A 26927-nucleotide genomic window follows, 5' to 3' on the forward strand; every position below is an offset into this window, starting at 1 on the left:
CGGCGGTGGAGGTCGACCTGACCTCCGGCGGCGTCTCCACGGTCACCGTGACCGGTCCGGTGGATCCCGACGAGGTCCGTGCCGCCATCACGAAGGCCGGCTACCTCCCGAGGTCCTGAGCATCACGCCCCCGAGCCGCCCGGGGGCCCACGTCGGCCTCGCCCCCTCCGGTCGCGTCTCTGTCCAGCCGCCGTCCCAATCTCAGGGCCCGGTGCGGAACCGAGCATCGCAGGGCGGGCAGTGCAACGGTTGCCCGATCGCAGACCCTGCCGGTCCGCCGCAGTCGGGCTCGCCACGAACGACGCAGGTGCCACAGCCTCCCCTTGGCCCGCGATCCCGAGGCGCGTGAGGTCGCCCCGATCGGGGCCACCCTGCTCCCGATGCCTTCGACCGGTATCGGGACGCGTCACGAGCACCCGCCTGACCGTCGACACGCACCGGGCCTACGAATGGCGCGTCCAGGACGGGCGGTCCTGAGCCGAAGATCCGGCTCGGCCCAGGACTCAGTGCGGCACCAGGGCGGCGGGCACGAAGGACGTCAGGCGCCCGGTCGCCAGCTCCCCCTCCGGTGTGCTCGCCAGGACCGTGGCGTCCGCCGGAGCGGGAACCACCTCCGTGATGACGTGGCTGAATCCACCGGTCGGATCGCTGGTCACCTGCTGGGTCACGGCGGCCGCGCCCAGCCGGATGGCCAGTTCCACCGTGGCCCCGGCGGTGAATCCGGTCCCGGTCAGCGTCACCCGGTCGGCGCTCTCGGTCACCGTCAGCCGGGGCCCGGCCGGGGGCGGCGGCACCGGCGGCAGCTCGACCGCGACCAGGTACTCCGCGCTGTCGGTGACGTCGTGGGGTTGACCGGCGTGGCAGGCTCCCGGGGCACCGGTGGTGCGGACCAGTTCCTGGCAGACCCGGCACCGGCGCCACCCGGGCTCGGCATTCTCCGGCGGGTCGCTGACGAACGCCCCGTACAGCATCGAGTCGGTCAGGTCGTGTCCGCCGCCGTCGAAACAGAGGCCGCCGGTCTCGAAGCCCCCGAAGACCAACACCTGGCAGCGGGCGCAGCGCCGCCAGCCGTCGCCCCCGGGTGGGACGAAGCCTTCGGTCACGACGTAGGCGGCACTGGCCCGCACGTCGTGCAGCCCGCCCCCGCGGCACTCTCCCCGGGCCACGACGATCGACACCAGGGCCTCGCACCGGGCGCAGGCGCGGAACCCCGGCTGGCCGTCTTTGGCATAGCTCGGCCACAGACCGTGGACGGGGCTGGCCGCGTGATCGTGCGTCCCGCCGGCGGGACACGTCCCGATCTCGAAGCCGGTGTAGCTGAGCACCTGGCACTTGCTGCACCGGCGCCATCCGGGTTGGGCACTGGTCGGCACCGTGTCCACCAGGACCCCGTAGTCGTACGGGCCGCGGAGGTCGTGGTCACCCCCGGCGTAGCAGACGCCCGGTCCGTCCGGGGCGAAGGCGAGCATCGCGCAGCGCGCACAGCGGCGCCACCCGCTCTGGGCGCCCACCGTGGTGCTGCCGAACGGGAGGGTGAACAGGGTTCCGGTGTCGTAGTCGTGTGCCTCGCCCCCGTGGCAGACGCCCTGCCCTTCTCCGCTGACCAGGCCCTGGCAGCGTCGACACCACCCCCACCAGCCCTGCATGCCGGTGGCGATCCGTTGGACGACATACTCGGCGCTTCCCGACAGGTCGTGGTCTCCGCCCGCGAAGCACGCGTGCGAGGGATTGTTCATGTCGTTCAGGCACTGGCAGCGGGCGCACCAGCGCCACCCGGCCTCGGTGCCGGGGTGGTCGGGACCGAACGGGACTCCGTAATCGGGTGCGAACTGGTCGTACTCGTGTGGGGCCCCGTCCCAGCACACGCCGGGTGCGCCGCGGAACGCCATCCGTCCGCACCGGGTGCACGAGCCCCAGCCCGACTGGACGTTCGCGGGAAACGTGCTCCACAGCGCCCGGTACTCCGCGCTGGCCGAGAACTCGTGCATCTGGTTGCCCAGGCAGGTTCCGCCCGCACCGGTCACGTTGATGAATCCCTGGCAGCGGCTGCACGCGCGCCAGCCCAGCTGTACGTCCATCTCTCCGCCTCTCCTCGGCCGGCGTTATGCCGGGTCGGTGCCGATCACGTGGTCGAAGCGCAGTCCGCTCGACCCTTCGCCGCGGCCGGTGCGTTTGCGCCGCGCCTGCCAGACGTGGCGCCGCCCGTCGTACCAGGTCGCCGCCCGCCACCCGCGGACCACCTGGGCGCCGGCCCGGGGCACCTCTTCCTCGTAGAGCCAGGCGTCGCCCGCAGGGAGCAGGGTGCCCCCGGGGCGTTGCGCCACCGGTTCCCCGTCGACCAGGCGGCTCAGCGGGACCAGCCGCAGCCGGATCGACTCCAGGTCGGCGAGTTGTTCGGGGGCGAGCGGGAACCAGTGATCGGGGACCTCGGTCGCGACCACGTACTGCGGGTGCTCCCGGGCGACCGGCGGCTCCGGTTCGCGCGCGGCCCACCGTTCGAAACGGTCCAACGCCCGGCCGTGCCCGTCGGCGATCACCGCCTCCACCGCCCAGGACAGGTTGGCCATCTCGTCGCGCACCAGCATCACGATGTCGGTCGGGGGCCCCTCCAACGCCCCGGGCAGCACCGGCGCGTGCAACAACCACGGGCTGGTGGGTCGCTCCTGGCCGGGCAGCAGGTCGACCTCGAGCCTGGTGTGCCCGAACAGGTTCCAGCCGTCCACGTCGACGGTCAGCTCCGGCAGGGTCCGGGTCCGGTCGAACACGTCGTGCACGGTGCACGCGGTCACCCGGTTCAGGCTCCCGACCGGAACCCGGACCGGCAGGGCGAACCAGTCGTTGCCGTACACGGTGGCATACCCCACCAGCATCAACCGGCCGAGGTCGATCGGGCCCGCGTCGATCGCCCCCGGGTCGAAGCGGGCGTCCTCCATTTCCCACAGGCGCGGCGCGGGCATGCCCCCGAAGCGGGCCGGGGCGGGAATGGCGAACTGCCGGTGCACCTGCGGGGTCGGGTCCCGGTCGGCCGGGAGGGTGACCGCGTCGAACGACGACCAGTCGAGTCGCCCGTCCGCATAGCCGGCCGACCGCAACTCGACCGAGGGCAGGCTGGAGGCGCGCAGCGCCACGGTGTGCTCCATCCGATGCTCGTCCCAGCAGTCCTCGTCCTCCGCGATCATCCGCGGGACCTGGGCGTCCCACCAGGCCAGCCAGGCCCCGGCCGGCCCGGCCAGGGCCTCTGCGGTCGCGGCGATCGGCGCCGCGAGCCGCAGTGCCGCCAGCTCGGCCTCGGCGGCGGCCGGGTCCGCGAGCCGCCGCAGGGTGTCCGCCAGAACGGCCCCGTCCGGCACCGCGCGGCGCAGGCGGCGATCGAGCGGATCGACCAGGTCGGCGTCCGGGAAGCCGCAGCGGGACACGAACGCCGGCAGGTCGGCCCCCACCGCCCGCGCCCAGCGCACCCCGCCGTCGAGGCGCAGCCGCGGGGTCGGCCCACCCTGATGCTCCTCCACCATCCGTTCCAAGGGTTCGGCGCTCACCTGGTACGGGTGCCACGGGGCAACGTCGTCGCGTCGCCACTGGTCGATCCGGTGGTGTTCACTGACGACCTCGACCCAGGCCGGTGAGCCCACGTTCTCGTGCACGTATTCGCCGAACTGCCACTGTCGCGCCAGCAGCCACAGCGGGTCGCGGATCCGGGCCGCCAGGCCGTCCTCGATGCTGCGGCCCCGGGTCGGGAAGTCGTACTGCATGTCAGCCCTGCCCATCGGGGAGTGGAAGGACCCCGCGCAACGAGGGCAGGTCGGCCAGGTCGAGGGTCCGCACCTGCGCCAGGGTCAGCGTGTCCTCGACGCAGGCGTGGACGTCCTCGAGGCACCAGCCGCGGCTGCGGTCCGGCGGCACGGCGATGAGGAGCGCCTGCGGCGGTCGGGCGCCCGGCCGGTCGAACTCGAAGGCCAGCCCCGCCACCTCCTCGACCGCCTCGACCGCCTCGACCGCGTCGGCCGGCGCGGCGGGCGGCGGAGTCGGCCCTCGGCCGATCACCTCGGTCCACGAGTCGATCACCACCCCCGCGGGACGCCCCTCGAGTGCACCCGTCAGCAGGACCGCACTCGGCCCGCGGCCGAGGGCGTCCACCCCTGCGGTGGCGATCCACGGTCCGGTGCCCCCGGCGCCCGGTACCTGCCGCACCGTGTCCGGGGCCGGTGCCCGCCCGGCGAGCAGCTCGCTGGCGAGCATCACCTGGTCGAGCCGGTCGAGTCGTGGTCTGACCTGGCCCAGGTCGCGCCGCCAGGCGGCGATCTCGTCCGGTCCGGGCACCGGGTCGGGGGCGCCGGGCACCGCCGTCAGCACCGGCGCCACCACCAGCCACGGGGGAACAAGCTGGCCCACCTGCCGCAGGGTGGTGGTGAGCCAGGCCGCGGCCTCCGCCGGCCCGGTGGCGGGGTCGGGCGGGACGCCGGGATCCTCCAGGACCGCGGCCGCCAGGTGGGCCCGCACCCGGGCGCCGGCCCCCGGGTCGTCGCCGGCCGGGACACCGAGGGCGTCCAGCCGGGTGAGCGCCGTCGCCACGGTGGCGGCGTCGCCCAGCTCGGCCCGCGCCGCGCGCACGGCCGCGAGCCAGGGCACGACCCTGGCGTGCAGGTCGGTCAGGTCGACCCCGGCCGCGGGCGAGGAAGTCGCGGCATCGAAGTGCACCGGCAGCAGCGGTGTGGCCCCCGCCAGCGTCGCGCGCAACCCGTCGCACAGGAGCACGAAGTCTTCCAGCGCTCCGTCCGGTGGCACCGCACCGGCCACGGCCCGGAGCCGTTCCGGGCTCGCGGCCAGCACGTCCAGGGCGCACCACCCGGCGAACGCGGCACCGAACGGCCAGGACTCGGCGGGTCCGAGGCGGTCCCGTACCCACCCTTCCAGACCCGGGTCGAGGACGGCCAGGGGCCGATCGTCGGTCCATCCCGGCCCCGGGGCCGCCGGGAACCCGACCGCGACATGATGCGTGGCCGCCACTCCCCCGCGCGGCGTGGCCAGCACGTCGAACTCGGTGGGCAGCGCCAGCCCGCGGCCGAGCGCGTCCGCGGCCAGACCGGCCCGGACCGGATTTCCGCCCACCAGTTGATGGACGCTCTCGGCCAGCAGGAGGTCCCCCACGGCATCGAAGGTCTCATCCAGCTCCCCGAGCAGGCGCCGGAGCCGGGCCGCGTCCTCGTCGAGCGCGGCGCCCGCAGCCGCCGCCAACGCGGCGTCGTCGGTGCGCAGTCGCGGATCCGAGCGCAGTGCCTGGCCGTCGACGACGTTGCGGGCCCCGATCGCGATCCGGGCCCCGGCGGCGTCGGCAGTGTCCGGCTCGACCAGGGGCGCCAAGGGATAGCTCGCCCGGAAGCCGGCGATGAACCGGTCCAGCCGCGCGTCGTGGAGGGCTCGCTCGAACTGGTAGCCGAGCAACGCCGACACCGTCTGCCCCTCCCGGACACCGTCGAGCATCGCCTGGGCCCGTCGGACCCGGGTGGACTGGATGTCGACGGCGAACGCCTCGCCGTCGCTGTGCGCCTGCCACCCGGACCGCAGCACCGCGGCGGTGGTCGCGTGGTGCAGGGACGGGGTCAGGATGAAGCCCTCGGCCGGGGCGTTCGGGGTCGAGGGATCGATCGCGGTGAGCCACCCGTAGCCCCCCACCCGGATTCCGTCCGGGGTCTGGGCCCGGATCGCGGTCAGGCGGGCGGTCGCCAGCGAGGTGACCCAGGCATCGATCCGCGACGCGAGGGTCTGGAGCACCTCGCGCAGCAGCCGCTCCAGCCTCGGCAGATCGGCTGCGGCCGTGTCCTCCAATGCCACATAACGGGCCAGCAGGGCCCGGAACCGAGCACCCTCGACGACCCGTGCCGCAATCTCGGCGGCCGGCACCGGTCCGGCCGAGCAGATGTTGTTGAGGGCGTTGTAGGCCCACTCGGCCTGCTGGTAGAACACGCTCTGGGTGGGCGCCGCCAGCACCTGCGCGAGACGCCGGGCCAGCGGCGCGTAGCGTGCGGCAAAGGCGTCGGCCCGGGGGGCGATCCCCGTGTCACGCATGGTCTGGAGTGCCTCGTCGAACAGCACGAGCAGTTGGGTGAGCGGCCGCTCGGCCAGCAGGGCGCGCACCTCCTCCGGCACGGTGGCGGGGAACTCCTCGATCCGTCGGGACGGATCCCCGCCGGGCTCGTCCGGGCCGGGCCCGGTGTCGACGGACTGCCAGGCGAGCCGCCGATCCGCGGGCAGCGCGCCGAACGCGGCCGGCGGTGGCCCCTGGTTCAGGTCACGCTGGTTGACATCGAAGCCAGTGACCAGACGGCCGGGGCTGCCGTCGCGGCCCAACAGGTCGAGCAGCACGGCATCCTGATCGACGCCCTCCCCGACCCGCAGGGCACCGGGCAGCGCCAGCTCGAACTCGGTGAGCAGCGAGGTGACGACATCGGCCATCCCGGTCGGGAGGTCATCCCCGCGCCACAGGTCGATCGTACTGACCGGAATCGGACCGTAGGGTTGCCGGCCCACACGCAGCACCGGCAGGGGTCCCCGGGCCCGCACCTGCTCGCTGAAATGGGCCGCGACCGGGGCGAACCACGGTTCGTCGATCGGGGCCGGCGCGGCCCGGTCATCGGTGAGCGGCCGGAACGCTCGGGACCAGGAGAACCAGTTGGCCTCCAGCCGGTGCAGCCGGCGCAGCAGCGCCGCGTCCCCGCTCTCGGCCTCGAACACCGTCGCGAGGACCTCACGGCCGTCCACGCCGAGAGCCCGAGCCAGCCGCGCGGCGTCCTGGTCGCCGTCGGCCCGATAGGCCGCCGTGCGGGCCGCGGCGGTGGCCGGGTCCGGGGGTGCGGTGCGGGACCGCCACCCGCTGCGGCTCCCCGGGGTGTTGTTCGTCGGGGTTCCCTGGGGCAGGGCCGCCAGTCCGTCCAGGTAGGCGTGGGCGGTGAGCATCTGCTGCACCCGGGCGGCCCCCGTGGCGGCGTCCGCGGTGCTCACCCCGACCACGGTCAGCAGGTCGAACGTCTCCGCCGGGTCGGTCAGGGGTGCCACCACCGCCATGCCGCACGCCACGGCGGCATCGAAGTCGATCAGCCAGCGGCTGGCCGGGTCGAACTGAACGGTGTCCTCCTCCCCGGCCGGCGGGTCGTCGGGGGCGGGAGCCATCCCCAGCGGCAGCGGATGCGGGATCTGGGCACCGGACAGGCGCCAGATGAGCGCGCCGTCCCGGTAGGCCGAGACGTCGAGGTGGTCGGGCAGCAGGGTCGTCTCGGCGGCCCGGGTCCAGGCGGCGTCCCGCCGGGCCACGACGGGAAACTCCGGCGGGGCCGGCGGTGTGTTCCCCGGCGTGAGCACCCGGGCGACCCACGCCGCCCGGGCGCCCGTACAGGCCCGGACCAGGTCACGCCAGGCCGCCTCGCGCAGCACCGGGTCCCCGCCGGCGGCATGCACCGACTGCCAATAGGCCCGCCCGGCCGCCTCCTCGCCGGCGGTCAGGGCCTCTTCGTGACTGTCCACATGGATGTCGTCGGGGTAGACCCGGACCTGCAGGACCGGTGCGGCGTTCCGCTCGGCATAGAGGGCCTCGACCCGCAGCGGGAGCAGCAGCAGCGGCTCGTCACCGGCCACCTGCGGCGCCGCCCGGGCGGCCTCGTCGTAGGCGGCGACCGCGTCCTCATGGGCGCGTCGGGCCTCGTCCTCGGTCTGGGTGCACGCGGGCAACTCCTGTTTGAGCTGCTCGATCCGGGCGAACAGCTCCCGGTTGAGGGCCTGATCGACCTCCGTCCAGACCCCGTCCGGGGTGCGCCAGCTCGAGGCCCGGGCCTCGACGTCCCGCAACGCGCGGCGGGCGGCCTCCCGGGCACTGCGGGTGGCCCGGACACGGAGGCGGAGTTCGGTCAGATCGGTCATCCCGGTGCTCCCGGCCCGAGCAGTACGGCGGCCTGGATGGCCACCCGGAACGGTCGCTGCAGCGCGATCCGGGCGATGTCGGCGGCGTCCCGGTTCCACGCCGGTGCGTCCGGGCCGGGCGCGGCCGGCGGATCGAGGGCAGTCCCGGCGAGGGCGTGCCCGCGGCCCTGCGGAACGGTGCCAGGCCCGGGATTCTGCTCGTCGGCGGGCCAGGTCAGGTCGTACCAGCCGGTGTAGTCGTGGGCCTCACCCGGGCCGGGCGGCTCGTCGAATCCGAAGCGGAGCCGGTGTCCGTGCTCGGCGAACACGAAGAACCACGCGTCCACCTCGGTCGACGGCAGCGGGAAGCCGTAGGCCACCGTGGCGTCGTCGATCCGGATCGCGAACAGGGGTGGGACCGCGTCCTGGGTCGGATCGGGCCGGACCCGGCCGGCCTGATCGGGAGGTCCGGATCGGGCGGCGGTCACCGTCATCCCGGGATAGCGTCGGACCACGTCGCCGCGGACCAGCAGGACGGTCAGGCCGTCCCCGAAGGTGGCATGACTCCCGAGGGGGACGTCGTCGGTCCATTCGTTCAGGGGTGGGATGTCGGCGGTCGCGTCGGGTCGCGGCCAGAACTGTCGGAACGGGGTCCCGCGCTGATCGGTCGGGTACTCCCGCCACAGCAGCTCGGCCATCATCTCCTGGTTGATCCCGGCCAGGTAGGCCTCGACGAACGCGTTGTTGGGACGCAGCAGGGCGACGGTGTCGGTGGCCACCGCCCCGAGTCCGGGCATGAACCACTCGGGATCGGAGTCCAGCAGAGTCAGTGCCGTCGGTACCGGGAAGACCGGGTACGCCATCACCGGCCCGTCCGGCCCGGCGGCCGTGACCTGTCCGGGGAGTTCCAGCATCGAATCGAGTCGGGCATGGTGGCGGCGCCCCGGGTGCAGCGCCGTCACCACGCGATCGGCCAGGGCGCTCGCCGAGATCTGGACCCCGAGCCGGTCCACCGTGCCGAATCCGGCCCGATCGGTGACCAGATCACTGAGCAACTGGGTGGTCATGGTGGTGACGGTGGCCAGGTCGGCCACGATGGCCGGGGCCACCCGGGACGGGGCCCCGAGCTGCATCGCGGTGAGTGCGTCGGGGCCGAGCCGGACCTCGGCCAGCCGCCGGTCCAGGTGGTCCCCGGCGTCCGCGGACTCGTTCAGCCGGGCCACCCGGGCCAGCGTCGCCACCGCGACCAGTTGGTCGGCAGCGGCGACCGCCGCGACCGCCGCCACTCCGTCGGCGGTCACGGTCGGGGTGTCCGGCACGACCGCCGCCGCGCCGGGGATCGTCACGTCCCCGCGCAGCGCCCGCGGCAGCAGGTCCCCGACCGAGACCCGGGACCGGCGCGCCAGTTTGCCGTCGGGGCGCAGCCGGCGCATGAACCCGGTGGTCCCGGTGCCGCCGGCCATCCGGCTCATCGCCGTCTCCTGTGCCAGGGTGACCTCGGGGCCGGTCGTCGTCCGGGTGTCGGCGGGCACGGCGAACGCGAGGAGTTCCCCCGGAGCGAGGGTGGCCACGTGCCGGCGGTGGACGCCCTCGGCGACCGCGGTGGTCAGCTCGGCGATCCCACGGAGCCGATTGGCGGAACGGATCGCCCCGACCTGGTCCCAGGCCTTCGCCATCAGATCTTCCTGGTGGTCCCGCACGTACTGCGTACCGATCCCGGCGGCGACGCGCCGGGCCACCGCCGTGTTGAGTTCCACGAACCAGGAGGGGCCGGAGACCCGCTCCTGCAGCACGTGGCGAGCTGCGTACATCGGCGGCGTGACCGCACCGACGGTGTCGCCGGGAACGGCCCCGGCCAGCTGGTCGGCCCGGGCGTTCAGGTGGGCCCGGATCCGGGTGTCGAAGGCGTCGAGCGTCTCGGTACCGGCGGTCGGCACCGGCGGGGGCACGTCCCCGAACGGGACCAGCGCGCCCTGCACGCCGACCAGTTGGGAGTCCGGGGCGAGCGGCCGGTCGCCGGGCCAGGGAGCCCGGATGTCGATCGGGCGGACCGACGCCTGCCGGAGCTGTGCGGGGTCGGCCGGATGCAACCGGGTCACCAGCTGTTCGAAGTCCCCGCTGCGCCCGGTCGCGAACGTCCACGTGTGGTAGACGGGCAGCAGCACGGGGGTGGGCCCGTCGATGCGCCAGGCGAGGTCGTGCGGCACCCGGTCGGCCCCGGGGTCGCCGAGTCCCGCCGCGACGCCCGAGGCGAAGGCCGGGACCAGGCAGGCCCGGTAGCGATGCCCCTCGCTCAGCCGGCGCGGGCACAGCAGGCGCGCCACGGTGCCGGCCGTGGCCTGCCCGCCGCCCGGCAGGAGGCCGGTTCCCCGAACGCGTTGGACGTGGGCCCAGCCCCAGGAGTCGCGCAGGTCCGGCAGCTGGTCGAGTGGGGCTTCGATCGTGGGCAGCGGGTCGCCCGGACGCACCGGGACCTCGTCCACGACCACGAGCACCAGCCAGGGTCGCAGCCGGCCGCCGGCCGGGCGTGCGGGGGTGAGCAGCCAGGGCAGGTCGGGCGGGACCAGCTCGACGGCCGCCAAATAGTTCGGTTCGACGTCGGCGACCCCGTCCGGCGGGTCACAGCGCACCACGGCCCCGGCCGGCAGTCCGGCCGCGTGGCCGGGGCCGAGCAGGCCCATCGCCGGTCCGGTCACCTGCACGGGGGGCGCCACGGTGCTGGTCAGGGTGACCGCCGGCGCGAACGCCGGCGGCGGCAGCGGCCCGCCGTCGTCCTGGGCCCGGATGGCCGCGCCCAGCGGGCCCTGCAGGTAGGACGCGAAGGTCAGGTCACTCATCCGCCGGTCACCTCCCACGCTTCCAGGGTCCGCAGCTCGCCGGACGGCGACTGTGCCAGGCCCAGCGCCGTGGCGGCATCCACCGGGCCCGCCGGCGCCATCGACCAGCTGTAGGCAAGGGACAGCGGCGGCTGTTCGGCCACGGTCACGACCTGCTCGGGTGGCTGCCACCAGCCCGGGTCCTGGTCCCCGACGCTCTCGGCGAGAGTCCACAGGGTGCTCAGGTCGAGCAGGTGGCCGGCCGATGCCGTGACCGGCCGCGGGACGTCGCGGGCGATCACGCGTTCCTCCCAGTCGAAGGCGACCGCTCGCTCGTCGGGGCCGGTTTCGGCGTCGGGGTGCAGTTCGACCCCGGCACGCAGGGCCACGTACGCGGGCCGGGTGAGCGCCTCGTCGTCGGTGCGGCTGGGCAGGAACAGCCCGGGCGCGAACGGGGCGGTGATCTCGACGGTCCGCCCCGCAGGCTGCCCCGGCCCGAACTCACCCGCGGAGATGTTCCAGGTCTGCGCGGGAATCGGCACCCCGTTGATCCGTTCGATCGAGACCCCCAGCGGGACCACCTCCTGGCGGACGCCGACGGCGCCGCCAGTGTCGACCAGCAGGGCGTCGTTGAGCGCCTGCTGGGCGGCCGCGGTGAGCCGCACCCCCGCCGGGGGTGTGCCTCGGGCGCGCCAGGCGGACGGGCCGGCCAGCGCATCGCGGAGGCGTTGGCCGATGTCGAACGGTGCGGCCAGGGCCGGGGCCGGAGAGCCCCAGCCGATCTCGAAGTCGAGCGATACCTCGAACAGGAACAGGTCGATCGAACCGCGACCGCGGGCCAGGTAGGGCGCCGGCCCTTCCAGGTGCAACGAGAGCGCGATCCCGACCAGGTTCCTGCCGAACGCACGCAACGCGATCCCGCCCGACATGTCGGCAACGAATCGGAACGGCTCGAACTGGACCATCGCGTCGAAGGCCAGCCAGCCGCGCAGCCCGCATCCGGCGACTTCTGCGCGCAGCTCGAGGCGGGCGCCCAGCTGGATGGTGTTGGAGGTGATCGCGACATAGGCCTCGCAGCGCAGGTCCAGCCACGAGACCGGTGACAGGTCCATGGCCAGCCGGCGCAGGGCCGGGACGCCGCGCGGCGGGGTGAACGCCGGGTGGAACCCGCCGGCGCTCAGCACGAAGGTCGGGTCGTCACCGCCGCGGGCCAGCAGCAGCAGGTCCCCCGACAGGGCGACGCCCACGATGTGCGAGCCGGTGAGGCTGGCCACGAACATCACACTCGGTTCGGCCGGGTCGATGAACCCGGCGAAGGTGGCCTGCAGGAGGATGAGGGGTACCGCCGGGTCGGGGATCGCGACGACCACCGTGCCGAGAATGGTCAGCCGGACCTGGGCGGCGGATTCCACCAGCACCGCCACCGACGCGGTGACCAGGCGTCCACCCCAACTGAGTTGGAACATCGGCCCGACCAGCAGGGACCCGCGCGCCACGGGGAACAACCGGGGCAGCGCGTCGATCGCGGTCCGTCCCGCCGCGCCCGGGTCGGCCGGGAAGAGCAGCTGCGCCGCGGAACCGTCGGTGATCGCCCGCACGAGCGCGTCCCGGTCGATGCGCCGGTTGATGCCGACCATGCCGCCGACCCCCGAGATCGCGAATCCGAAGCCAATCTGGATGCCCGGCGGGGGGAAGGTGGCTCCGACACTGACCAGCAGCGACAACGGGCGGCCCGGCGCGGCCGGGGTCAGGACGCCGAACGCGGTCGCCTGCACCGGCGGGATGCGCACGCCCAGGACGCCGACCAGATCGTCTCCGCTCCGGGTCAGGCCGCCGGCCCCGCTCACCAGGGGAAGCGTGAGCGCGAGGTCGATCCCCCGCGGCTCGTCGACCCCGAGCGCATCGGCGGCCGGCAGGAACCCGGCCCCCGGACGCAGACCGACCGGGACCCGGATCCCGAGACCGTCGATCCGGATGTCGACGGGCAGGCCGGGCAGGGAGGCCTCGAGGGCGCTTGCGAACGCGACGGTCACCGACGAGCCGGCCTGGTCGATCCCCTGCACGGCCACATCCAGCCAACGGCCGGTGCTCGTGCCGAGGTCCGGGGCGGCCGCGCCGCCGGACAGCCGGGTGCGCAGGGCGCTGCTGCCGTTGAGCTGGAGCCCGCTCTCGGGCGCGGCCCGGAGCCGGAGATCGAGCGGGAACGACAGATCGACCGGCAGCAGGGACCCGACGAAGGACGGCGCCAGGGTCACCCGGCCCCCGACGATCTCCAGATGCGCGGTGCGCTCGAACGGATCGGCCAGGGTTGCGGCGAGGTGACCGCCGACCTCGAAGGCTCCGATCTGCACCGAGGGGCCGCCGGGGATGCCCAGTTCGGTGGTGCCCGCGGTGCGTCCCACCGCGACGTCGACGCGGCTGGCGCTGTCCAGGCGTTCCACCTGGGGCGGGCCGTCCACCGGCAGGGCGACCGCGATCTCGTCGGCGTCCCCCATCGTGGACAGCCGCAGCGTGACGCCGGCCGTCAGGGGAAGGCTCAGCGTCCGTCCGCCGGCGACCCCGGCCAGCCGCAACGCCAGCGGCGCGGGCGCGTCGGGCCGGACCACCAGAGCCACCAGGGTGCTGCCGGAGCGCAGCAGATAGGCGATCCCGTCCGGCGGGCCGGGGTCCCCCGGGTCGCGCCAGAACCGCAGTTCGCCCGTGGTCGATCCGTCGCGGCCGGTCAGCAGGCCGAGGGCCGCCAGCACCGGATCGGGACTGTCGACCGGGGTCAGGATCTTGCCCGCGAACGGGGTTCCGGCCACCGTCGGGTCCGGTTCCAACGCTCCGAGTCCGCTCACCGCCTGCCGCACCGCGTCGCGGAAGGCGGTGACGACCTCACGTTGGAGGAACGCGAGCAATTCCCGTCCGGGATCGAGTGCCATGTCCCCTGCCTTTCCGGTGTCGCGCTCGGACGTCCTCAGGCACCCACCACGGCGTACCCGGCGGCACGCAGCGCGTCGGCCACCGCCGCACGGGTCGCGTCGTCGACGACCCCCGGGGGCGCCCCGATCTGCATCACCTGGCTCTGGAAGCCCGCCACCGCCGCCCGGGTCCGCGGCCCGTCGATCCCGTCGATCGGCCCCGGGTCGTACCCGAGGGCGGCCAATCCCTGTTGGACACCCCGCAACGTCGACACGTCGATCGCGGCCGGCCCGCCGTCTCCGTCGGCCACGGTGGGCGGGGTGCCGTCCTGGGCGAACGTGACCGTCCAGGGCCCCGGGGTGGTCAGGAACGTGTTGTAGAGATCGACACCCAGGTACCGGCCGTTCGGGGCACCGCCGATGATCTCGACCAGGGCCATGTGCAGGTGCGCGGGAATCCCGCCGAACACGAGGATCCGGCCCAGAAAGTCACCCCGGGAAACCTGGGATCCCGCCGCGAGGCCGTCGGGCACGTCGGTGATGTGGGTGTAGAAGGCGCCCATCATGTCGTTGGGCGCGCGCATGAACAGTTGCGCCCCGTAGACACTGCCGGAGTCGGTCGCCGCGACGTGGGGCTGCACCTTGGTCAGGTGCGCATCGAAGGCTGCGTAGACGTCGGTGCCGGCGGGCGCGGCGAGGTCCATCCCGTAGGCGATGTACCAGTTCGGTCCCTGATGACCACCCATTCCCGGTCCGCCGTATCCGCCCTGGCCGGCGGAGGCTCCGAGGGGATGGGACATCGCGATGTCGAAAGACATGGGTCCACTCCGTTCGTTGAGGGTGCGTCCGGACGGCTCAGACGACGGTCCAGCCGTTCCCGGTCAGGGAATCAGCCAGTTGTGCCTGGGTATCCGGGTCGTTCCAGGCGCCGTTGGGGGTCACTCCGACCCCGTTCTGGAAGGACCGGACACCGGCCTGGGTCCGCGGGCCGTCGCCGCCGTCCTGCGCGCCGGGATCGAATCCCAGCATCCACAGCGCGTGCTGCACACCGAGCACCGAGTCGAGCCCGAGGGCCGGACTCTCCACGGGAAGTTGCCGGTCGGCCACCGTCTGGGCGAGCTGGAAGTGCATCCGATCGAGCTTGTTGCGCAGCTTGATGGTTCCCTCATCGGGAGTGAACCTGCACTCCTCCGCGGCAGCGGCCCACTGGCCGGCCGCCACGAATCCCTGGAACCTGGGGAAGCGAAACATCGGCCCCATCCCCCACGACATGCTCAGCGTGCCGAACTGGGCGTTCGCCGGCCAACTGGCGAAGTCGCCGAACTCCGGACGCGAGGTCAGGGTCTGCTCCATCTCCAGCGCCTTCTGCTGGACGATGCGGTCGATCTCGCCGTCGGACAGTCGCAATTGGGTGAGCGGCTCGAAGGCGCGGTGCCCCTGCGGCGCCAGGTCCAGACGAGCCTTGACCGCATCCCAGGCCGCCGCCACCTCGTCGGCGGATGCGGACGCCTGGGTGTTCTGATCGTGCCAGTCCAACTGGGTGGCCAACTGCAGGGAAGCCGCCCGTTCGGCAGCCGTCGGCGCCGAGTTGGGTTGGGCCGTTTCATCGATCTTGTTCCCGACGCCGGTACTCACCCAGCCTTTGACGTCCTGATACATGAAATGGACGATGCCCTCCAACGGTTCGTTGAAACGCAACCAATTCGTCAGCACCATGTCGTGCACAGCTGCCCCATTCTTCGAGAATCGTTGTCGGCGAAAGGGAGCCCCGAACTCTTCCGGCGGGGACCATGATTGCTACGCGGTCGACGGGCATGCGGCTACGGCCTGCCTCCTCGGCAAGACGCTCAGAAGGCCGGAAGTCGGCGGACGTGCAGGCGACTTCATCGGCTCCACCTGAAGAAATGCTTTCACCGTGTCCGAGCCCGCGGGAAGTACTGTATTTCGACGACAACACCGCGATCCCATGACGGTCATGCGTTTCGTTGCGGAAATTTCGCAGGCTCACCGGGCGAAAACCCTTCACGGCACCCCGGCCTGCCCGTAATGGATTTTGCATGCCCGTTCTTCTAGAGTGAGCGGTAGCTCTAGTTCCGACATGACCCGGTTTCCCCGGGCCCCTGACGCGGTGGGATTCCGGCGCCTGAACCAGGCCCTCATCGAGCCTCCTGAACCAACCCCGACCTCTGAGACATACCCGCGGTGACCCCGGTGAGCTTCCCGGGAGGACCGGACCGATTTCCGGACCCTCCTGGTGCCGAGTGCGGCCCTCGTTCCAAGGCAGGACAGATGCTCGACTCACCCTTGCTGGGCTCGAATGCCGAGCTTCAGGCCGTCGCGGCAGGTCAGCGGCGGATCATGGCCCCGGAGACCTCCGATGCGGTGGAACTCCTGCAGACAGCGCTCGTGGCGATCGGATACGAGCTGCCCACCACCGATATCGACGGCATTCTCTCGATCGGCGGCGAGACCGCCGACGCCATCGTCACCTACAAGACCGACCGGGGCCTGGTGCCGAACGACCCCGTCGTGGGTGTGGGGACGGCGTCGGCGCTCGATGCCGAGATCGGCTTCCTCCAGGACGACAGGCTGGCCTCCCCCGTGCCCACCAAGGCGGGCATCCTGGCCCTCGATCCCTACAAGGCAGGGATCGCCGAGCTCGTGCTGGGCGACGTCTCGATCGGACAGAAGGTATTGGACCTGTTCGAGCTGCGCGACCGGATCTGTTTTCGGCTGTCCATGGACCTGGGTCCGCTCATTGCCGGGTGGTTCGGCGAAACCATCGTGGAGCCCCTGGTCTTCGCGGACTTCCGCACGCTCATGGCGCCCTCGGGCCCGACCGATTTCTTCGACGATTCCAAGAGCTCGACACCGTACGCGACGTTCCTGCAGCAGGAGCACCCCGCGCTCACGCCCGCCCAGGTGACGCGCCTGCAGGGGAATCGACGCCCCGACATCCTGCGTCACGCGGGGGCCCAGTCCGAGTGGTACGAGATCAAGCCGGCGAGTGTCAGCGGAGCGAGTGCGGCGACCCGAAAGCTGATCAGCATCCTGGACGACTACGCGGCCACCGGGCTCCCCTACGTCCCGGGGCGTCGGTACACCCCCAGCCGCGAGATTCCGCTGACCCCCATGGTCGGGCCGGCCGGCGAGCACATCCAGCCGGTCCTCGAACTGCGCCGGCCGGTACGAGGACTGATCTTCTGGACCCTGTGCCTCAAGGGCGACTACGTCGAATACTTCAATCGGGTGCGGCTGACCGCAGGCCTGCTCGCGATCCTGATCGCCCTGGCCGAGGTCGCGGCGGCAGCCGCGGTCACGGCCGCGGAAGTGGAGGCAGTTGCCGCCATCATCGCCGGACTGCGAGCCCTGGCGACCGCCGCCGGAGTCGCCCTTCCGGCACTGGCCCACTGACCTCCGGCGCGAGGATCAGGGGACCCCGAACCGACGACCTCCGGCGAGCGTCGACGGACGGCTCCGCTCAAACGGGAGCGGGCGTTGTGCCATGCTGGATGTGTTCGGTGAGCGCCGTCGGACTTGGAGGTGAGTGACATGGGCATGTCGCGTCGCATTGCTCGGAGGAATCCTCACGTCGGCCATTACGCGGCCTCGTGCACTCCCGCCCGGTGGTCTGAACGGTCGAGGGTCACGTTCAGATACAGGGTGCCGTCCGCCGTCTTCCCGTAGGCCCACAGCCAGAGGAACTTCCGGTTCACGGCGTAGCTGACCTGGGCCAGGGCAATCCTGGTGACCGGCCGAGCCCCTGACCAAAGGCATCGATCGCTTCGCAGTGAGCGTGGGTCCCGGACTTCGTGGTGAAGCCGCTGATCATCTTGTTCGTGCAAGCTGTCAAAGGGGGCCTTCCCTGCGTACGCCTCAGTTGGCCAAAGGGGTGAGCACCGCGATCCGCCAGACCCCATCGTGCGGTCGGTGCCATGGTGGGCGGCCCCGGCAGCTGGGACAGTGGCGGTGTGACCGCACCCCCACTGCCCGAGCCAGCCCCGGCCAGCGGGTGGCCCGCACCCGCGCCCGGTTGGAGCATCGACGAGGCCGGGGTCCACTCCCCCGATGCGCGCCTTCCCTGGGCCGAGATCGCCGAGTTCGTCGCGATCCAGGACGAGGAGGGCTACACCGATGTTCGGGTGATCACCCGTGACGGCCGGTCGCGCCGGATCCCCGGCCTCACCCGGACCCCGGCCCAGTACGCCCACCAGGACGGCGCCGCTCAGCTCCGGGCCCTGAACGCCGTCGCCGCCGCGCGCCGGCGGCCCTCCGAGCTGGCCTTCCCCGTGCAGTTGCGCACCGAGACCGGCACCCGGGTGGGCGCTGCGATCGGTGTGACCGTGCTCGCCGCGCTCACGGGGCTCCTCGTGGCGGTGACCATGTACTCGGCCGTGTCCGGGGCGGCGTTCATGGCGCTGTTCTTTCTCCCGATGGCAGCCATCACCGGCGGGGTGGCCGCACTCATGCTGCGCGCGGGCTGGGTGACCGCGACCATCACCGACCAGGAGGTCGTCCTGCGTACGCCCCTGCGGCCCCCGCGCCGCATCCCCCTCCGCGACGTCGTCGGCTTCGCCCACCATTGCCGGGGCCCGTCACGTGCCTGCAGCCTCCGGACCACGGTACCGACCGGCGTCCAGCACGTCGCCCTGCCCGGGCGCGATCCCGAGTACCGGCTGCCTGCCCTGGACGCCTACGTCCGCGAGCGGACCGCACACCACTGAGGACCGGCGGTCTCTCGGGAGCACCGCAGACTCGGCGGCGCGACCCCAGGACCCCGGGAAGCGTTCCAGCACGCGAGCCCCGGGTGAGGGTGGCCGGTTCACGGCCAGACCCGTTCAGCCGCTCAGAGGACTGCGGGTCCCGTTGGATTGCAACCGAACCCGCAGGACCCCAACGCTGCTGACCTACTCGAGGGGAGCATCCACCACGCGGGCCGTGACGTCCAGGTTCCCCGTGTCGGCGTTCCTGTACACCCGGTACTCGAGGGTGAGCCCGGCCGGGAGAATGCCACGGATCGGGCCGGGCGGGTAGCTGACGAGGACGGGCGTATCAAGGTTCTCCACCGAGGTGACCCGGGCCCCGGTCACCGGTGTGCTGCTCTGGGCGGTGGTGGCGGTGACCCCGGCGAGATTCGTCGAAATTCTGATGGGACGGATCGGGCCCGGAGGATACTCCTTGACGACCACGTGGACGGTCCCCGTCACGATGACCGGTCCGGTGACGGATTGGACCGTGCCGTCGATAGGCAGCCACGTGTTGATGGCCGCTACCGACCTGTCAGATGCCTGCACCGCGGTGGCTTCGATGCTGGGTGCGTCCTCCGCAAAGGCGGGAGACGACACGAGGAAGGGAAAGGCGAGGGCGAGAACTGCTGCGATGGCTGGAGTGCTGCGTTTCACGGGTACTCCTTGGGTGTGAATGAGTGGCCGACAGGACGGTCTGCCGGAACGGGATTGACTGCTGAACAAAACGGCCGAATGGCGGCTGTGCGTCGGGCGTTGCGATGGGACCATTCCCCTTATCCCGATATAATCAGGATCGAGTAGCCAGACAGGGGTGTCAACCGATTCGGCGAGTGAGATCTGAGCCGACCGATCCAGGGTCGTGGCGCCGCCGCTGCGGTACAGCCAGGGGAGCCGGACCCATGCACCCCGAGCAGCCTGACGGCATCGCCGTACCCAATGCCATGCACCGTCACGGCGAGAACCACCGGTTGTCTTCTCGGTAACTGGCACATCAGCACGGAGGGAAACACCCTGCTCGACCCAGGATCGCTCCTGGATAGAACAGCAGTGGACGCCCCCGTTCGGAGGACGCCCACTGCAGGTGTGTCAGGCAGGACCGCGGTCAGAAGATCCCGACCCGCGCGTTCCAGGAGATCGAACCCCGCTGGAAGTACTGCACGCACTGTTCGACGCCATTCACCTGGCCGCACTGCTCCCCGCTGGTCGGATAGCCGTACGAGCTGGTCTCCGCGCCCCGGGCCTTCCAGAAACTGCCGATGCCACCCCAGACCGGGTGCCCCCCGCCGGCCGGGGACCAATAGACACTGCCGCCCTGGAAGTCCTGCCGGAAGCCGCCGTTGGTCAGCGCGATCTCATCGGAGGTCGCATACCCCAGGCGTCCGTTCTCGGCCCGGTTGGCCATCCACACCGACCGGATCCCGCCCCAGGACACGTGCGTGCCGGTCTGCGGGCTCCAGACCAGGTAGCCGCCCTGGAAGCCCTGGTAGCAGCCGCCGTCCTTGATGCCGCAGATCTCATCGGTGACCGGGTAGCCCAGCCGTCCGTTCTCCGCCCCCAGGGACATCCACTTGCCCCGGATCGCGTTCTTGGTGATCGAGGCCGGAACGCCCGGAGCCCAGGTGATCGTGCCGCCGGTGAACATCTGGTACCAGCCACCGCGGACCAGGCCGTCGTGCTCCCGGTCGAGCGGCTGCCCCAACGGGCCGTCCAGCCCCCCGGTGGCCCGCCACTTCTCCCCGATCGCCCCGGTCACCGCGAAATTCGGTCCCGGCGGCTGCGGCGGCGGGGTCACCCAATAGGTGAAGCCCTGCTTCAACGTGGCCGACTGTCCGTCACTGTTGGTCACCACCACATCCTGGGGACCACCCATGCCCGGCGGCACCGCGATCCGGATCTCGGTGCTGGTCGGCGTCCCTAGCCTGTTGGCGGTGATCCCGCCGATGGTCACCGATGCGTACTGGTCGAAGCCGGTCCCGGTGATGGTGGCGCTCATTCCCCCGATGGGCCCGTTGTCGGGTGAGATCCGCGTGATCGTGGGGGCGGGAGCCATCGGCTGGTAGGTGAACCCGCCGGCCAGTGTGGCCTTCTGGCCGTCCGGATTGGTCACCACGACATCGCGCGCACCCGCCGTGCCGGCGGGTATCCTCACCTGGATCCATGTGTCCCCCATCGAGGAATGCGTCGCCTCGGCACCGCCGATCGTGACCTTCGCTCCCTGCTGGAATCCCGTTCCGTCGATCGTCGCAAGGGTGCCGCCGGCGACCGACCCGGAGGCCGGGCCGATCCCGGTGACCGTCGGCGCCGGAGCCTGGGCCTGTTCGTAGGTGAAGCCGCCGGTCCTGGTGACGCCCTGGCCGTCCGGGTTGGTGACCACGACATCGCGGGCACCAGCGGTGCCCGCGGGCACCGTGACCGTGATCGACGTGTCCGTGACCGACGACACGGTCGCGTCGGCCCCGCCGATCGTGACCTTGGCACCCTGGCGGAAGCCCGTGCCCGCGATCGTGGCCTGGGTCCCGCCTGCCGCGGGGCCGGAAGCTGGGTCGATCCCCGTGATGGTCGGCGCGGGAGCGGGAGCCAGCCGCTTGGTCCAGACGGTTGCCTGGAGGGTGCCGTCAGCCTTGGTTGAAGTGCCCACGACGTGGACTGCGGTGCGGGTCGCAGCCACTCCGGTGGCCTCCGAGCCGACAAACCCGACAGGCACTTCCAGGTACTCGAAGCCATCCGTGGACTTTGTTCTGTCGTAGACGAAGGCTTGCGAACGCGACGTACCTGCATACAAGTCACCACCAGTCACGCCGACCACCCAGCGATCCATGATCGCTGTGGCCTTCGAGTAATTCTGGCCAGCCGGGGCAATATCCTTCATGCCGGTTGAATCATTCAAGTCATAGACGAAGGCACGATCATTCGACTGCCCCACGACAATCCGCCCGGACACTGCCGTCGCCTCGCTGTGGTTCTGCCCAGGTTCCCCGCTACTGTGCAACAGACCAAGATCGTGACTCTTCTGCGAATCCAGGTCGTAGGCGAACCCCCTCAACTCGATGTGATCTGAATCAGGAACGCTCACATACGTCGTTCCGGAAATCAATTTCCCAGAGATCCCAGAAACTCCAGTTCCAAACAGGACTTGAGGAAATCCAGGCTGCTCTCTCAGATCCGTGACCCTTCGTGTGGGGTCAGTCAGATCAATCAGAAACGGCCTGCTTGGCGAGCGGGCATCAGGCGTCGAAGTCCCGACCACGAGGTCGCCGGAAACTCCTGTTCCGAAGGCGTACATATCGTCACCCAGCGAACCCAACTCTTGCATACTCGGTGACGGATCGGCGAGATTGTAAGCAAACGGGCGGGAACCGAGACTTGTGGAGGACCCGCCGACCACAGTCTGACCGGAAATAGCCGAACCCCGACTCGTCTTCCCTTCGCCACTGTCGCCAAGCACGCCCAGCTTCGTGGCACCACCCGCAGGGTTCGCGAGATCATAAGCGAAGGCCTCGTCGTCCCCCTGCCCCACGACGATGGATCCGGAGACGGCACGGGCTTCACTCTTTCCGAAACCTACGAGGCCCCCAAGGTCACTCACGGTCCACTCACCTGCCGCTTGGGCCGGAGTGACCGGTGTCGCGGTGAGCACGCCTACGATCAGCAGAAGTGGTGCCAGCCGGGCGATGCCCCGGCGTACCACGGTTGTTTTCATTCCTCGTCCCCCCGTAGAAGTCCTGGGACCATCTCGGGGCAGAGTCAGTACGCGTCCCCCGACGATCCAGCAGCGAACCTAGTGGACCCGCAGCGCCGACCGAGGCTGTTCAGAAAGAATTCAGATCGAGAAAGTTCTCACAACTACCCAAAAGCCACGGTACTCGAAAGTAGCATTTATTTAGCGATAATCGGCGGGTCGGAGGCCGCCTCGACAGGTCGAAACAGCAGCTCCACATCCAGCATGCGACGCACCGAGGCAGCAGCCGTCGAGGATCGGCACGCCCGATTTGCCACTCTGGGAAGCGGCCCGCAAGACTGACGGTAATAGCGCGCTTACCTCAGGTGAGGGGATCCATGACTGGCACCGTCGTCACGCCCGAAGGGTCCGACTTCACGGTGCGCGAGGTGCCGTTCGACCGGCCCGATCCGTACGCGAATGCCCGGCTCGCCGAGATCGGCCAGGAGATCGCCCTGCTGGAGGCCACCGCCGCGCAGTTCTACGGCACCGACGCAGGACACGGCCGCACCCGCCGCTCCCGGATCGACCACACCAACCCGGCCACCCGGGCCATCCTGGACCGGTTGCCGGCCTCGGCCGCGTGGCTGGCCACGGTCCCGACGGCAGCCGCCCTGCACCCGCTCTACCACCCCGAGGACCCCGCGCTCCCCTCGGGCACCCCGATCGACGCCGAGACCCGCGACTGGTTCCGCAACATCGCCGACGCCCGCGGCATCCGCTCCCGGGCCGCGGTCATGCAGGACGTCCTCACCCGGGAAGCCACCGGCGCCGCACCGGGCCGATGGCTCTCCCTCGCCTGCGGCGCCGCCCAGCCCGTGTTCCACACCCTGGAGAGCCTGGCCGCCGCCGGCGGTCCGGTGCCGCACGTCACCCTGGCCGACCTGGACCAGAACGCCCTCCGACTCGCCACCACCTATGCGGCCGCCCACGGCCTGACCGAGCACACCCACCCGGTGCGGACGAACGTCCTCACCCGGGACGGCTTCGCCCGGCTCCCCCGGCCGGTGCCCGGACTCACCCGCCCCTCGGGCTGGCTGGAGACGTTCGACGCCGTCGACGCGGTCGGCATCCTCGAATACCTGAAACCAGAGGACTGGACCTACACCTACCGCGGCATCCTCACCACCCGCCGGGTGCTCGCCGGCGCGGTCACCTTCCTGCGCAACGCCTTCGCCTGCGTCAAACCCGGCGGACTCCTCCTGGTCGGCAACATGCTCACCAGCCACCCACAGCTCGGCTTCACCCTGAACGTCATCCAATGGCCCCACATCCAGCCCCGCTCCAGCGACGACATGCTCGCGCTGTTCGCCGCGGCCGGGCTGCGCGGCCACCTCGACATCCACCGGCCCGACGACGGCGTCTACGCCGTCTACGTGATCCGGAAACCGTTGAGCTGACCGGGCGAGCAGGCACGCCCGTGCGACCCCGCTGCGCTGAACCCGGAGCGGGCGTTGTGCCATGCTGGACGGGTTCGGTGAGCGCCGTAGGACCTGGAGAGATGAGTGTCATGGCCATGTCTTTGCAGGACTTCCTGGCCGCGCATCCCGTGGACCGGGAGCGCGTCGAGGCCCACAAGGCGCGGCTGCTCGCCGAGGTCCGCGCCCACCGTCTGCGGGAACTGCGCGAACAGGCCGGCAGAGCAGGCAGACGTCCCGTCGTACGTGGGTGAGCGATCAGACGGAGCGGATTTGTCGGCTCGACAGCCACCGTCGGCCAGGAGACCTGGAAGCGGGCCGCGACCTCGCTGATCGGCCACCGTCATTGACGATCAGGCGAGCGACTATGAGGCGGTGTCGTTGGGGGCGAGGGCGGCATTTTGCGCGGTGAGGGCTGGACTCACCTCGACGTGGTGATTCCACCGATTGGGTGCTGACCTGAGTGGTCTTGCGCACTCCCGGCCCGCGTTCTGGACGCTCGAGGGTCAGGTTCAGATACAGGGTGCCGTCCGCCGTCTTCTCGTCGGCCCACCGCCCGAGGAACATCCGGTTCACGGCGTTGCTGACCCGGGCCAGGGCAATCCTGGTGACCAGCCGAGCCCCTGAACAAAGGCATCGATCGCTTCGCAGTGAGCGTGGGTCCCGCTTCGTGGTCAAGTCGCTGATCATCTTGTTCGTGCAAGCTGCCATGGGGGCGTTCCCTGCGTACGCCTCAGCTGGCCAAGGGGGTGAGCACCGCGATCCGCCAGACCCCATCGTGCTGGGTCAGCTGATACATGTTGCGTTCGGCTGGCGCTCCTCCGTGGTAGTCCCAGCTCACGTCGGCCCAGATGCTGTGGGGCCCGGAGGCAGCAACCCTGACGGTGTGGTCCAGTTCCGTCACGTCGTGGTATTGCGGAAGGGCTGACTCGAAGAAGGCCCGCGTCTGCGTCCGCTGGCTCACGGAGATTGCAGCTTCGGGGAATTCGATCAGGGCAGGCACCGCGTAGTGGTCGGCGATGACGGCCGTGTCTCGCCGCATCAACGCCTCTGCGTAGGTCGTGAAGAAGGAGCCGGCTACCTGCTCCGCATTGAAGTGTTCTGTCATGCCGCTCACGATAATCATCAACCAGGACAGGCTAGCGTCATGGTTACCATCTGCGGCATGCAAGCTTCGAGCAGCGCAGCTGCTGCCTCCCGAGATGCCCACTTGACGCTCAGGCGGGTCGAGAGACAACAGTACCTCATCACGATCTTGTGCCGCCAAGGCCGCCGTCGCACGTTCCAAGAACTTGCTCACGAGCTGGGTGTGACTCCGCGCACGGTCGCTCGCGACATCCAGCGGTTGCGCCACTCGGGGGTCCCCATCAGCGTCACACCAGGACGCGCCGGTGGGGCAGTGCTCGCGGCCGCCACGGAGCCACTGCCCCTGCGGCTCGACGTCGCGGAGATCGCCGCCCTGATCAGCAGCCTGGCCGCAGTCGGGCCGACAGTGAGCGAGCCCGCCCGATCCGCGATGAAAATGCTGGTCGACGCGCTCTCGCCCCCAGACACGAGGGGTCCGTCGGGCGGGTCAAGCAATGCCCCCGACTAGTACAACTGGGCGAGCGGGGAGCTTCGATACCTGAATAGTCTGGCTGAACTGGCCGCAGCTGGGGCAGCTTTCGACCGGCGAGACTAGTCGCGCCAGACCTTGAGAGTCGCTGCGCCCGTGCGGTCGGTGCCATGGTGGGCGGCCCCGGCAACTGGGACAGTGGGGGGTGCCCCCCCACTGCCCGAGCCCGCCCCGGCGAGCGGTTGGCCCGTGCCCGCGCCCGGCTGGAGCATCGACGACGGCGGCGTCCACTCCCCCGCCGCCCGCCTTCCCTGGGCCGCGATCGCCGAGGTTGTCGCGATCCAGGACGACGAAGGGCACACCGATGTCCACGTGATCCCGCGCGACGGTCGTCGCGGTGTATCCCGGAACCCAGGCCCAGTACGCCCTGCAGCCAACGGCCTTCAATCGCGCCCCGCTCGGCCGGTGCTGCGTCGGTCAGGTCGACAGCACCTCAGCACCAGACGACCGGGTTGCCGGTCTGATCAGCCGCCAGGAACAGCCGGTGCAAGCTGCTCAGGACCCACCACAGCTCGGGCACCATGCGCTTGCGTTCCCCCACCATGAACCCCTCCGGGTAGTGGAGCCACGCGCCCTTCTCCTCATCCCACAACGAGCCGTCCGGCCACCGCATACGCGTTCTCACCCCGAACGAGCGCACCGTGATCTCCTCACCGGTCTCCACGTTCGTGAACGTCACCAGACCGATCGGATCGTCGTACTTCGTGACCGGGCCCGAGGCGCTGGCGTGGTCCCAGACCTGATTCACCAGACGCGCCCGGAACAACTCCCCCGGCACAGCGCCGCGGCTCCGCACCACAAAGTCATAACCCTCCACACCCAGCTCGACGAGTTCATCGAACTCGGACCTGAATCCGGGTGACGGCCCCAACGACCGAAACGCCACATAGTCGATCGGCCGGGAATCAAGCTCATCGTCGATGACGCTACCGTCGAGCTCGTGAAGGACCCGCGTGGACCCGATCACGCTCTCCCGGAGCAGTGCCTCCAGTTCCGGCAGCGCGGCACGTGCTTCGTCGGCCGGCAGGAGGTCATCCATCATCCCGCTGAGCCCCTCCAGAATCTCGGTGAGGCGTCCGAACCGCCCAGGGTCGAGCCCGGAGGCGACCGCGCGCAGCCACGCCACCCCCATGACGTTCCCGATCCGCTCGGAGACAAGCTCCATGAACGGGTGCGCGCATGCCGAGTCGGTCCAGTCGTGGAACAGCACGCTCACGTCGAGTTGGGCGTCCGAGACGAGTTCGTCAGGGTCCTGGTCCCACACCGTCTCCGGACGCCCGGTCGGGCCCACCACGATCAGGCTGCGCGGTATGGGCGGCTCACTCGTGACGCCGTCGCGGAAGCAGGTACAGGCCACGTAGGCATCAAGTCCCATAACCCACACGCTAGCCACGGTCACTGACAGTTTTCAGGTGCTGCGACGGGCACCGCGACCTCGTGCGAGGACCGCTGGATCGGCCTCACTTTCAAGCGCGTGTCGGCGGCCACGAGAGACTGCCCGGAGACGGTCACGAAGCTGCCTGGTAGCGGACATGAGGATTGCCCGCTGACGGTCACGAGATCTGCCCGACACGAAGTCGTATGCCTCACCGGTTCCCACGGTTGAGGCCCCTCCTCAGGTGCGATCGGCGGTGCTGAAGCGCCCGTCGCCCTGAGGAGGGACAACTTGAAGTCTGCCGAGGAAATCATGGAAATCTTGGATGCCTACGACCTGACCGGGTCGTTACGTGATGCCGGGGAGCTGGCCGGTTGTTCGCACCACACGGTGAAGCGTTACGTTGAGCGGCGTGCTGCCGGTGGCGCACTGGACACGGTCGCCGGG

At 71.0% G+C, this 26927-nt stretch carries 16 protein-coding genes and 1 pseudogene; 5 read left to right on the plus strand and 12 right to left on the minus strand.

Annotated features, from left to right (window positions below; translation table 11 throughout):
- Nucleotides 1-503 precede the first annotated feature (503 nt).
- From G531_RS23405 to G531_RS0116315, 7 genes are read right to left on the minus strand one after another with little or no spacing between them, the layout of a single operon-like run.
- Nucleotides 504-2078 carry a hypothetical protein gene (locus G531_RS23405; protein WP_035759435.1) on the minus strand — a complete coding sequence of 525 codons (1575 nt, stop codon included), beginning with the start codon at nucleotides 2076-2078 and terminating at the stop codon, nucleotides 504-506.
- A gap of 24 nt (nucleotides 2079-2102) precedes the next feature.
- A complete protein-coding gene (locus G531_RS0116290; RefSeq protein ID WP_145978801.1) occupies nucleotides 2103-3764 on the minus strand; it encodes a hypothetical protein in 1662 nt (553 codons plus the stop codon).
- Nucleotides 3751-7908 carry a hypothetical protein gene (locus G531_RS0116295; protein WP_026928043.1) on the minus strand — a complete coding sequence of 1386 codons (4158 nt, stop codon included), beginning with the start codon at nucleotides 7906-7908 and terminating at the stop codon, nucleotides 3751-3753. Before G531_RS0116295 ends, G531_RS0116290 begins: the two co-directional genes overlap by 14 nt.
- Complete coding sequence (locus G531_RS0116300; protein ID WP_026928044.1) at nucleotides 7905-10724, minus strand: hypothetical protein; 2820 nt, start codon at nucleotides 10722-10724, stop codon at nucleotides 7905-7907. Before G531_RS0116300 ends, G531_RS0116295 begins: the two co-directional genes overlap by 4 nt.
- Nucleotides 10721-13627: a DUF6603 domain-containing protein gene (locus G531_RS23410; RefSeq protein ID WP_051215624.1), complete on the minus strand. Its 2907-nt coding sequence runs from the start codon at nucleotides 13625-13627 to the stop codon at nucleotides 10721-10723. The genes G531_RS0116300 and G531_RS23410 overlap by 4 nt, the downstream gene beginning before the upstream one ends.
- 35 nt (nucleotides 13628-13662) lie before the next feature.
- The gene (locus tag G531_RS25820; protein ID WP_051215625.1) at nucleotides 13663-14424 is read right to left on the minus strand and encodes a peptidoglycan-binding protein; all 762 of its coding nucleotides are present in this window, start codon (nucleotides 14422-14424) and stop codon (nucleotides 13663-13665) included.
- Between the two features lie 37 nt (nucleotides 14425-14461).
- The gene (locus G531_RS0116315) at nucleotides 14462-15322 is read right to left on the minus strand and encodes a peptidoglycan-binding domain-containing protein (protein ID WP_026928045.1); all 861 of its coding nucleotides are present in this window, start codon (nucleotides 15320-15322) and stop codon (nucleotides 14462-14464) included.
- 573 nt (nucleotides 15323-15895) lie between these two features.
- On the opposite strand from G531_RS0116315, the gene G531_RS0116320 reads away from it, so the two are divergent.
- Both G531_RS0116320 and G531_RS0116330 read left to right on the plus strand, forming a co-directional pair.
- Nucleotides 15896-17020, plus strand: a complete 1125-nt coding sequence (locus tag G531_RS0116320) for a peptidoglycan-binding domain-containing protein (RefSeq protein ID WP_026928046.1) — start codon at nucleotides 15896-15898, stop codon at nucleotides 17018-17020.
- Nucleotides 17021-17577: 557 nt separating this feature from the next.
- On the plus strand, nucleotides 17578-18330 hold the full coding sequence (locus G531_RS0116330; RefSeq protein ID WP_145978802.1) for a hypothetical protein: 753 nt from the start codon (nucleotides 17578-17580) through the stop codon (nucleotides 18328-18330).
- A gap of 183 nt (nucleotides 18331-18513) precedes the next feature.
- Here the strand turns inward: G531_RS0116330 and G531_RS0116335 are convergent, their stop codons facing one another.
- Nucleotides 18514-19008: a hypothetical protein gene (locus G531_RS0116335; RefSeq protein WP_026928048.1), complete on the minus strand. Its 495-nt coding sequence runs from the start codon at nucleotides 19006-19008 to the stop codon at nucleotides 18514-18516.
- A gap of 448 nt (nucleotides 19009-19456) precedes the next feature.
- Nucleotides 19457-20992 carry an IPT/TIG domain-containing protein gene (locus tag G531_RS26205; RefSeq protein WP_162143188.1) on the minus strand — a complete coding sequence of 512 codons (1536 nt, stop codon included), beginning with the start codon at nucleotides 20990-20992 and terminating at the stop codon, nucleotides 19457-19459.
- Between the two features lie 1418 nt (nucleotides 20993-22410).
- On the opposite strand from G531_RS26205, the gene G531_RS0116345 reads away from it, so the two are divergent.
- Both G531_RS0116345 and G531_RS23430 read left to right on the plus strand, forming a co-directional pair.
- On the plus strand, nucleotides 22411-23472 hold the full coding sequence (locus tag G531_RS0116345) for a class I SAM-dependent methyltransferase (protein WP_026928049.1): 1062 nt from the start codon (nucleotides 22411-22413) through the stop codon (nucleotides 23470-23472).
- Between the two features lie 110 nt (nucleotides 23473-23582).
- Nucleotides 23583-23744: a hypothetical protein gene (locus tag G531_RS23430; protein ID WP_211221888.1), complete on the plus strand. Its 162-nt coding sequence runs from the start codon at nucleotides 23583-23585 to the stop codon at nucleotides 23742-23744.
- 35 nt (nucleotides 23745-23779) lie between these two features.
- Here the strand turns inward: G531_RS23430 and G531_RS27110 are convergent.
- Both G531_RS27110 and G531_RS0116355 read right to left on the minus strand, forming a co-directional pair.
- A pseudogene (locus G531_RS27110) lies at nucleotides 23780-23915 on the minus strand (IS481 family transposase); the annotation flags it as partial.
- A 308-nt stretch (nucleotides 23916-24223) separates the two neighbouring features.
- On the minus strand, nucleotides 24224-24790 hold the full coding sequence (locus tag G531_RS0116355) for a Cif family virulence factor (protein ID WP_245630555.1): 567 nt from the start codon (nucleotides 24788-24790) through the stop codon (nucleotides 24224-24226).
- On the opposite strand from G531_RS0116355, the gene G531_RS27030 reads away from it, so the two are divergent.
- Entirely contained in the window at nucleotides 24746-25084 is a 339-nt protein-coding gene (locus G531_RS27030; protein WP_305038387.1) for a helix-turn-helix transcriptional regulator, read from the plus strand. The two genes, G531_RS0116355 and G531_RS27030, sit on opposite strands and share 45 nt — an antisense overlap.
- A 454-nt stretch (nucleotides 25085-25538) precedes the next feature.
- On the opposite strand, the gene G531_RS0116365 is transcribed toward G531_RS27030, so the two are convergent.
- A complete protein-coding gene (locus tag G531_RS0116365; RefSeq protein WP_145978803.1) occupies nucleotides 25539-26480 on the minus strand; it encodes a hypothetical protein in 942 nt (313 codons plus the stop codon).
- Between the last annotated feature and the right edge of the window lie 447 nt (nucleotides 26481-26927).

Source organism: Granulicoccus phenolivorans DSM 17626 = NBRC 107789 = JCM 15570, from assembly GCF_000423085.1.
Classification (GTDB): domain Bacteria; phylum Actinomycetota; class Actinomycetes; order Propionibacteriales; family Propionibacteriaceae; genus Granulicoccus; species Granulicoccus phenolivorans.

Bases quoted from the DNA above. Each gene is read 5' to 3' on its own strand.
- G531_RS23405 (WP_035759435.1), bottom strand. From the start codon at position 2,078: ATGGACGTACAGCTGGGCTGGCGCGCGTGCAGCCGCTGCCAGGGATTC.
- G531_RS0116290 (WP_145978801.1), bottom strand. From the start codon at position 3,764: ATGGGCAGGGCTGACATGCAGTACGACTTCCCGACCCGGGGCCGCAGC.
- G531_RS0116295 (WP_026928043.1), bottom strand. From the start codon at position 7,908: ATGACCGATCTGACCGAACTCCGCCTCCGTGTCCGGGCCACCCGCAGT.
- G531_RS0116300 (WP_026928044.1), bottom strand. From the start codon at position 10,724: ATGAGTGACCTGACCTTCGCGTCCTACCTGCAGGGCCCGCTGGGCGCG.
- G531_RS23410 (WP_051215624.1), bottom strand. From the start codon at position 13,627: ATGGCACTCGATCCCGGACGGGAATTGCTCGCGTTCCTCCAACGTGAG.
- G531_RS25820 (WP_051215625.1), bottom strand. From the start codon at position 14,424: ATGTCTTTCGACATCGCGATGTCCCATCCCCTCGGAGCCTCCGCCGGC.
- G531_RS0116315 (WP_026928045.1), bottom strand. From the start codon at position 15,322: ATGGTGCTGACGAATTGGTTGCGTTTCAACGAACCGTTGGAGGGCATC.
- G531_RS0116320 (WP_026928046.1), top strand. From the start codon at position 15,896: ATGCTCGACTCACCCTTGCTGGGCTCGAATGCCGAGCTTCAGGCCGTC.
- G531_RS0116345 (WP_026928049.1), top strand. From the start codon at position 22,411: ATGACTGGCACCGTCGTCACGCCCGAAGGGTCCGACTTCACGGTGCGC.
- G531_RS23430 (WP_211221888.1), top strand. From the start codon at position 23,583: ATGGCCATGTCTTTGCAGGACTTCCTGGCCGCGCATCCCGTGGACCGG.
- G531_RS0116365 (WP_145978803.1), bottom strand. From the start codon at position 26,480: ATGGGACTTGATGCCTACGTGGCCTGTACCTGCTTCCGCGACGGCGTC.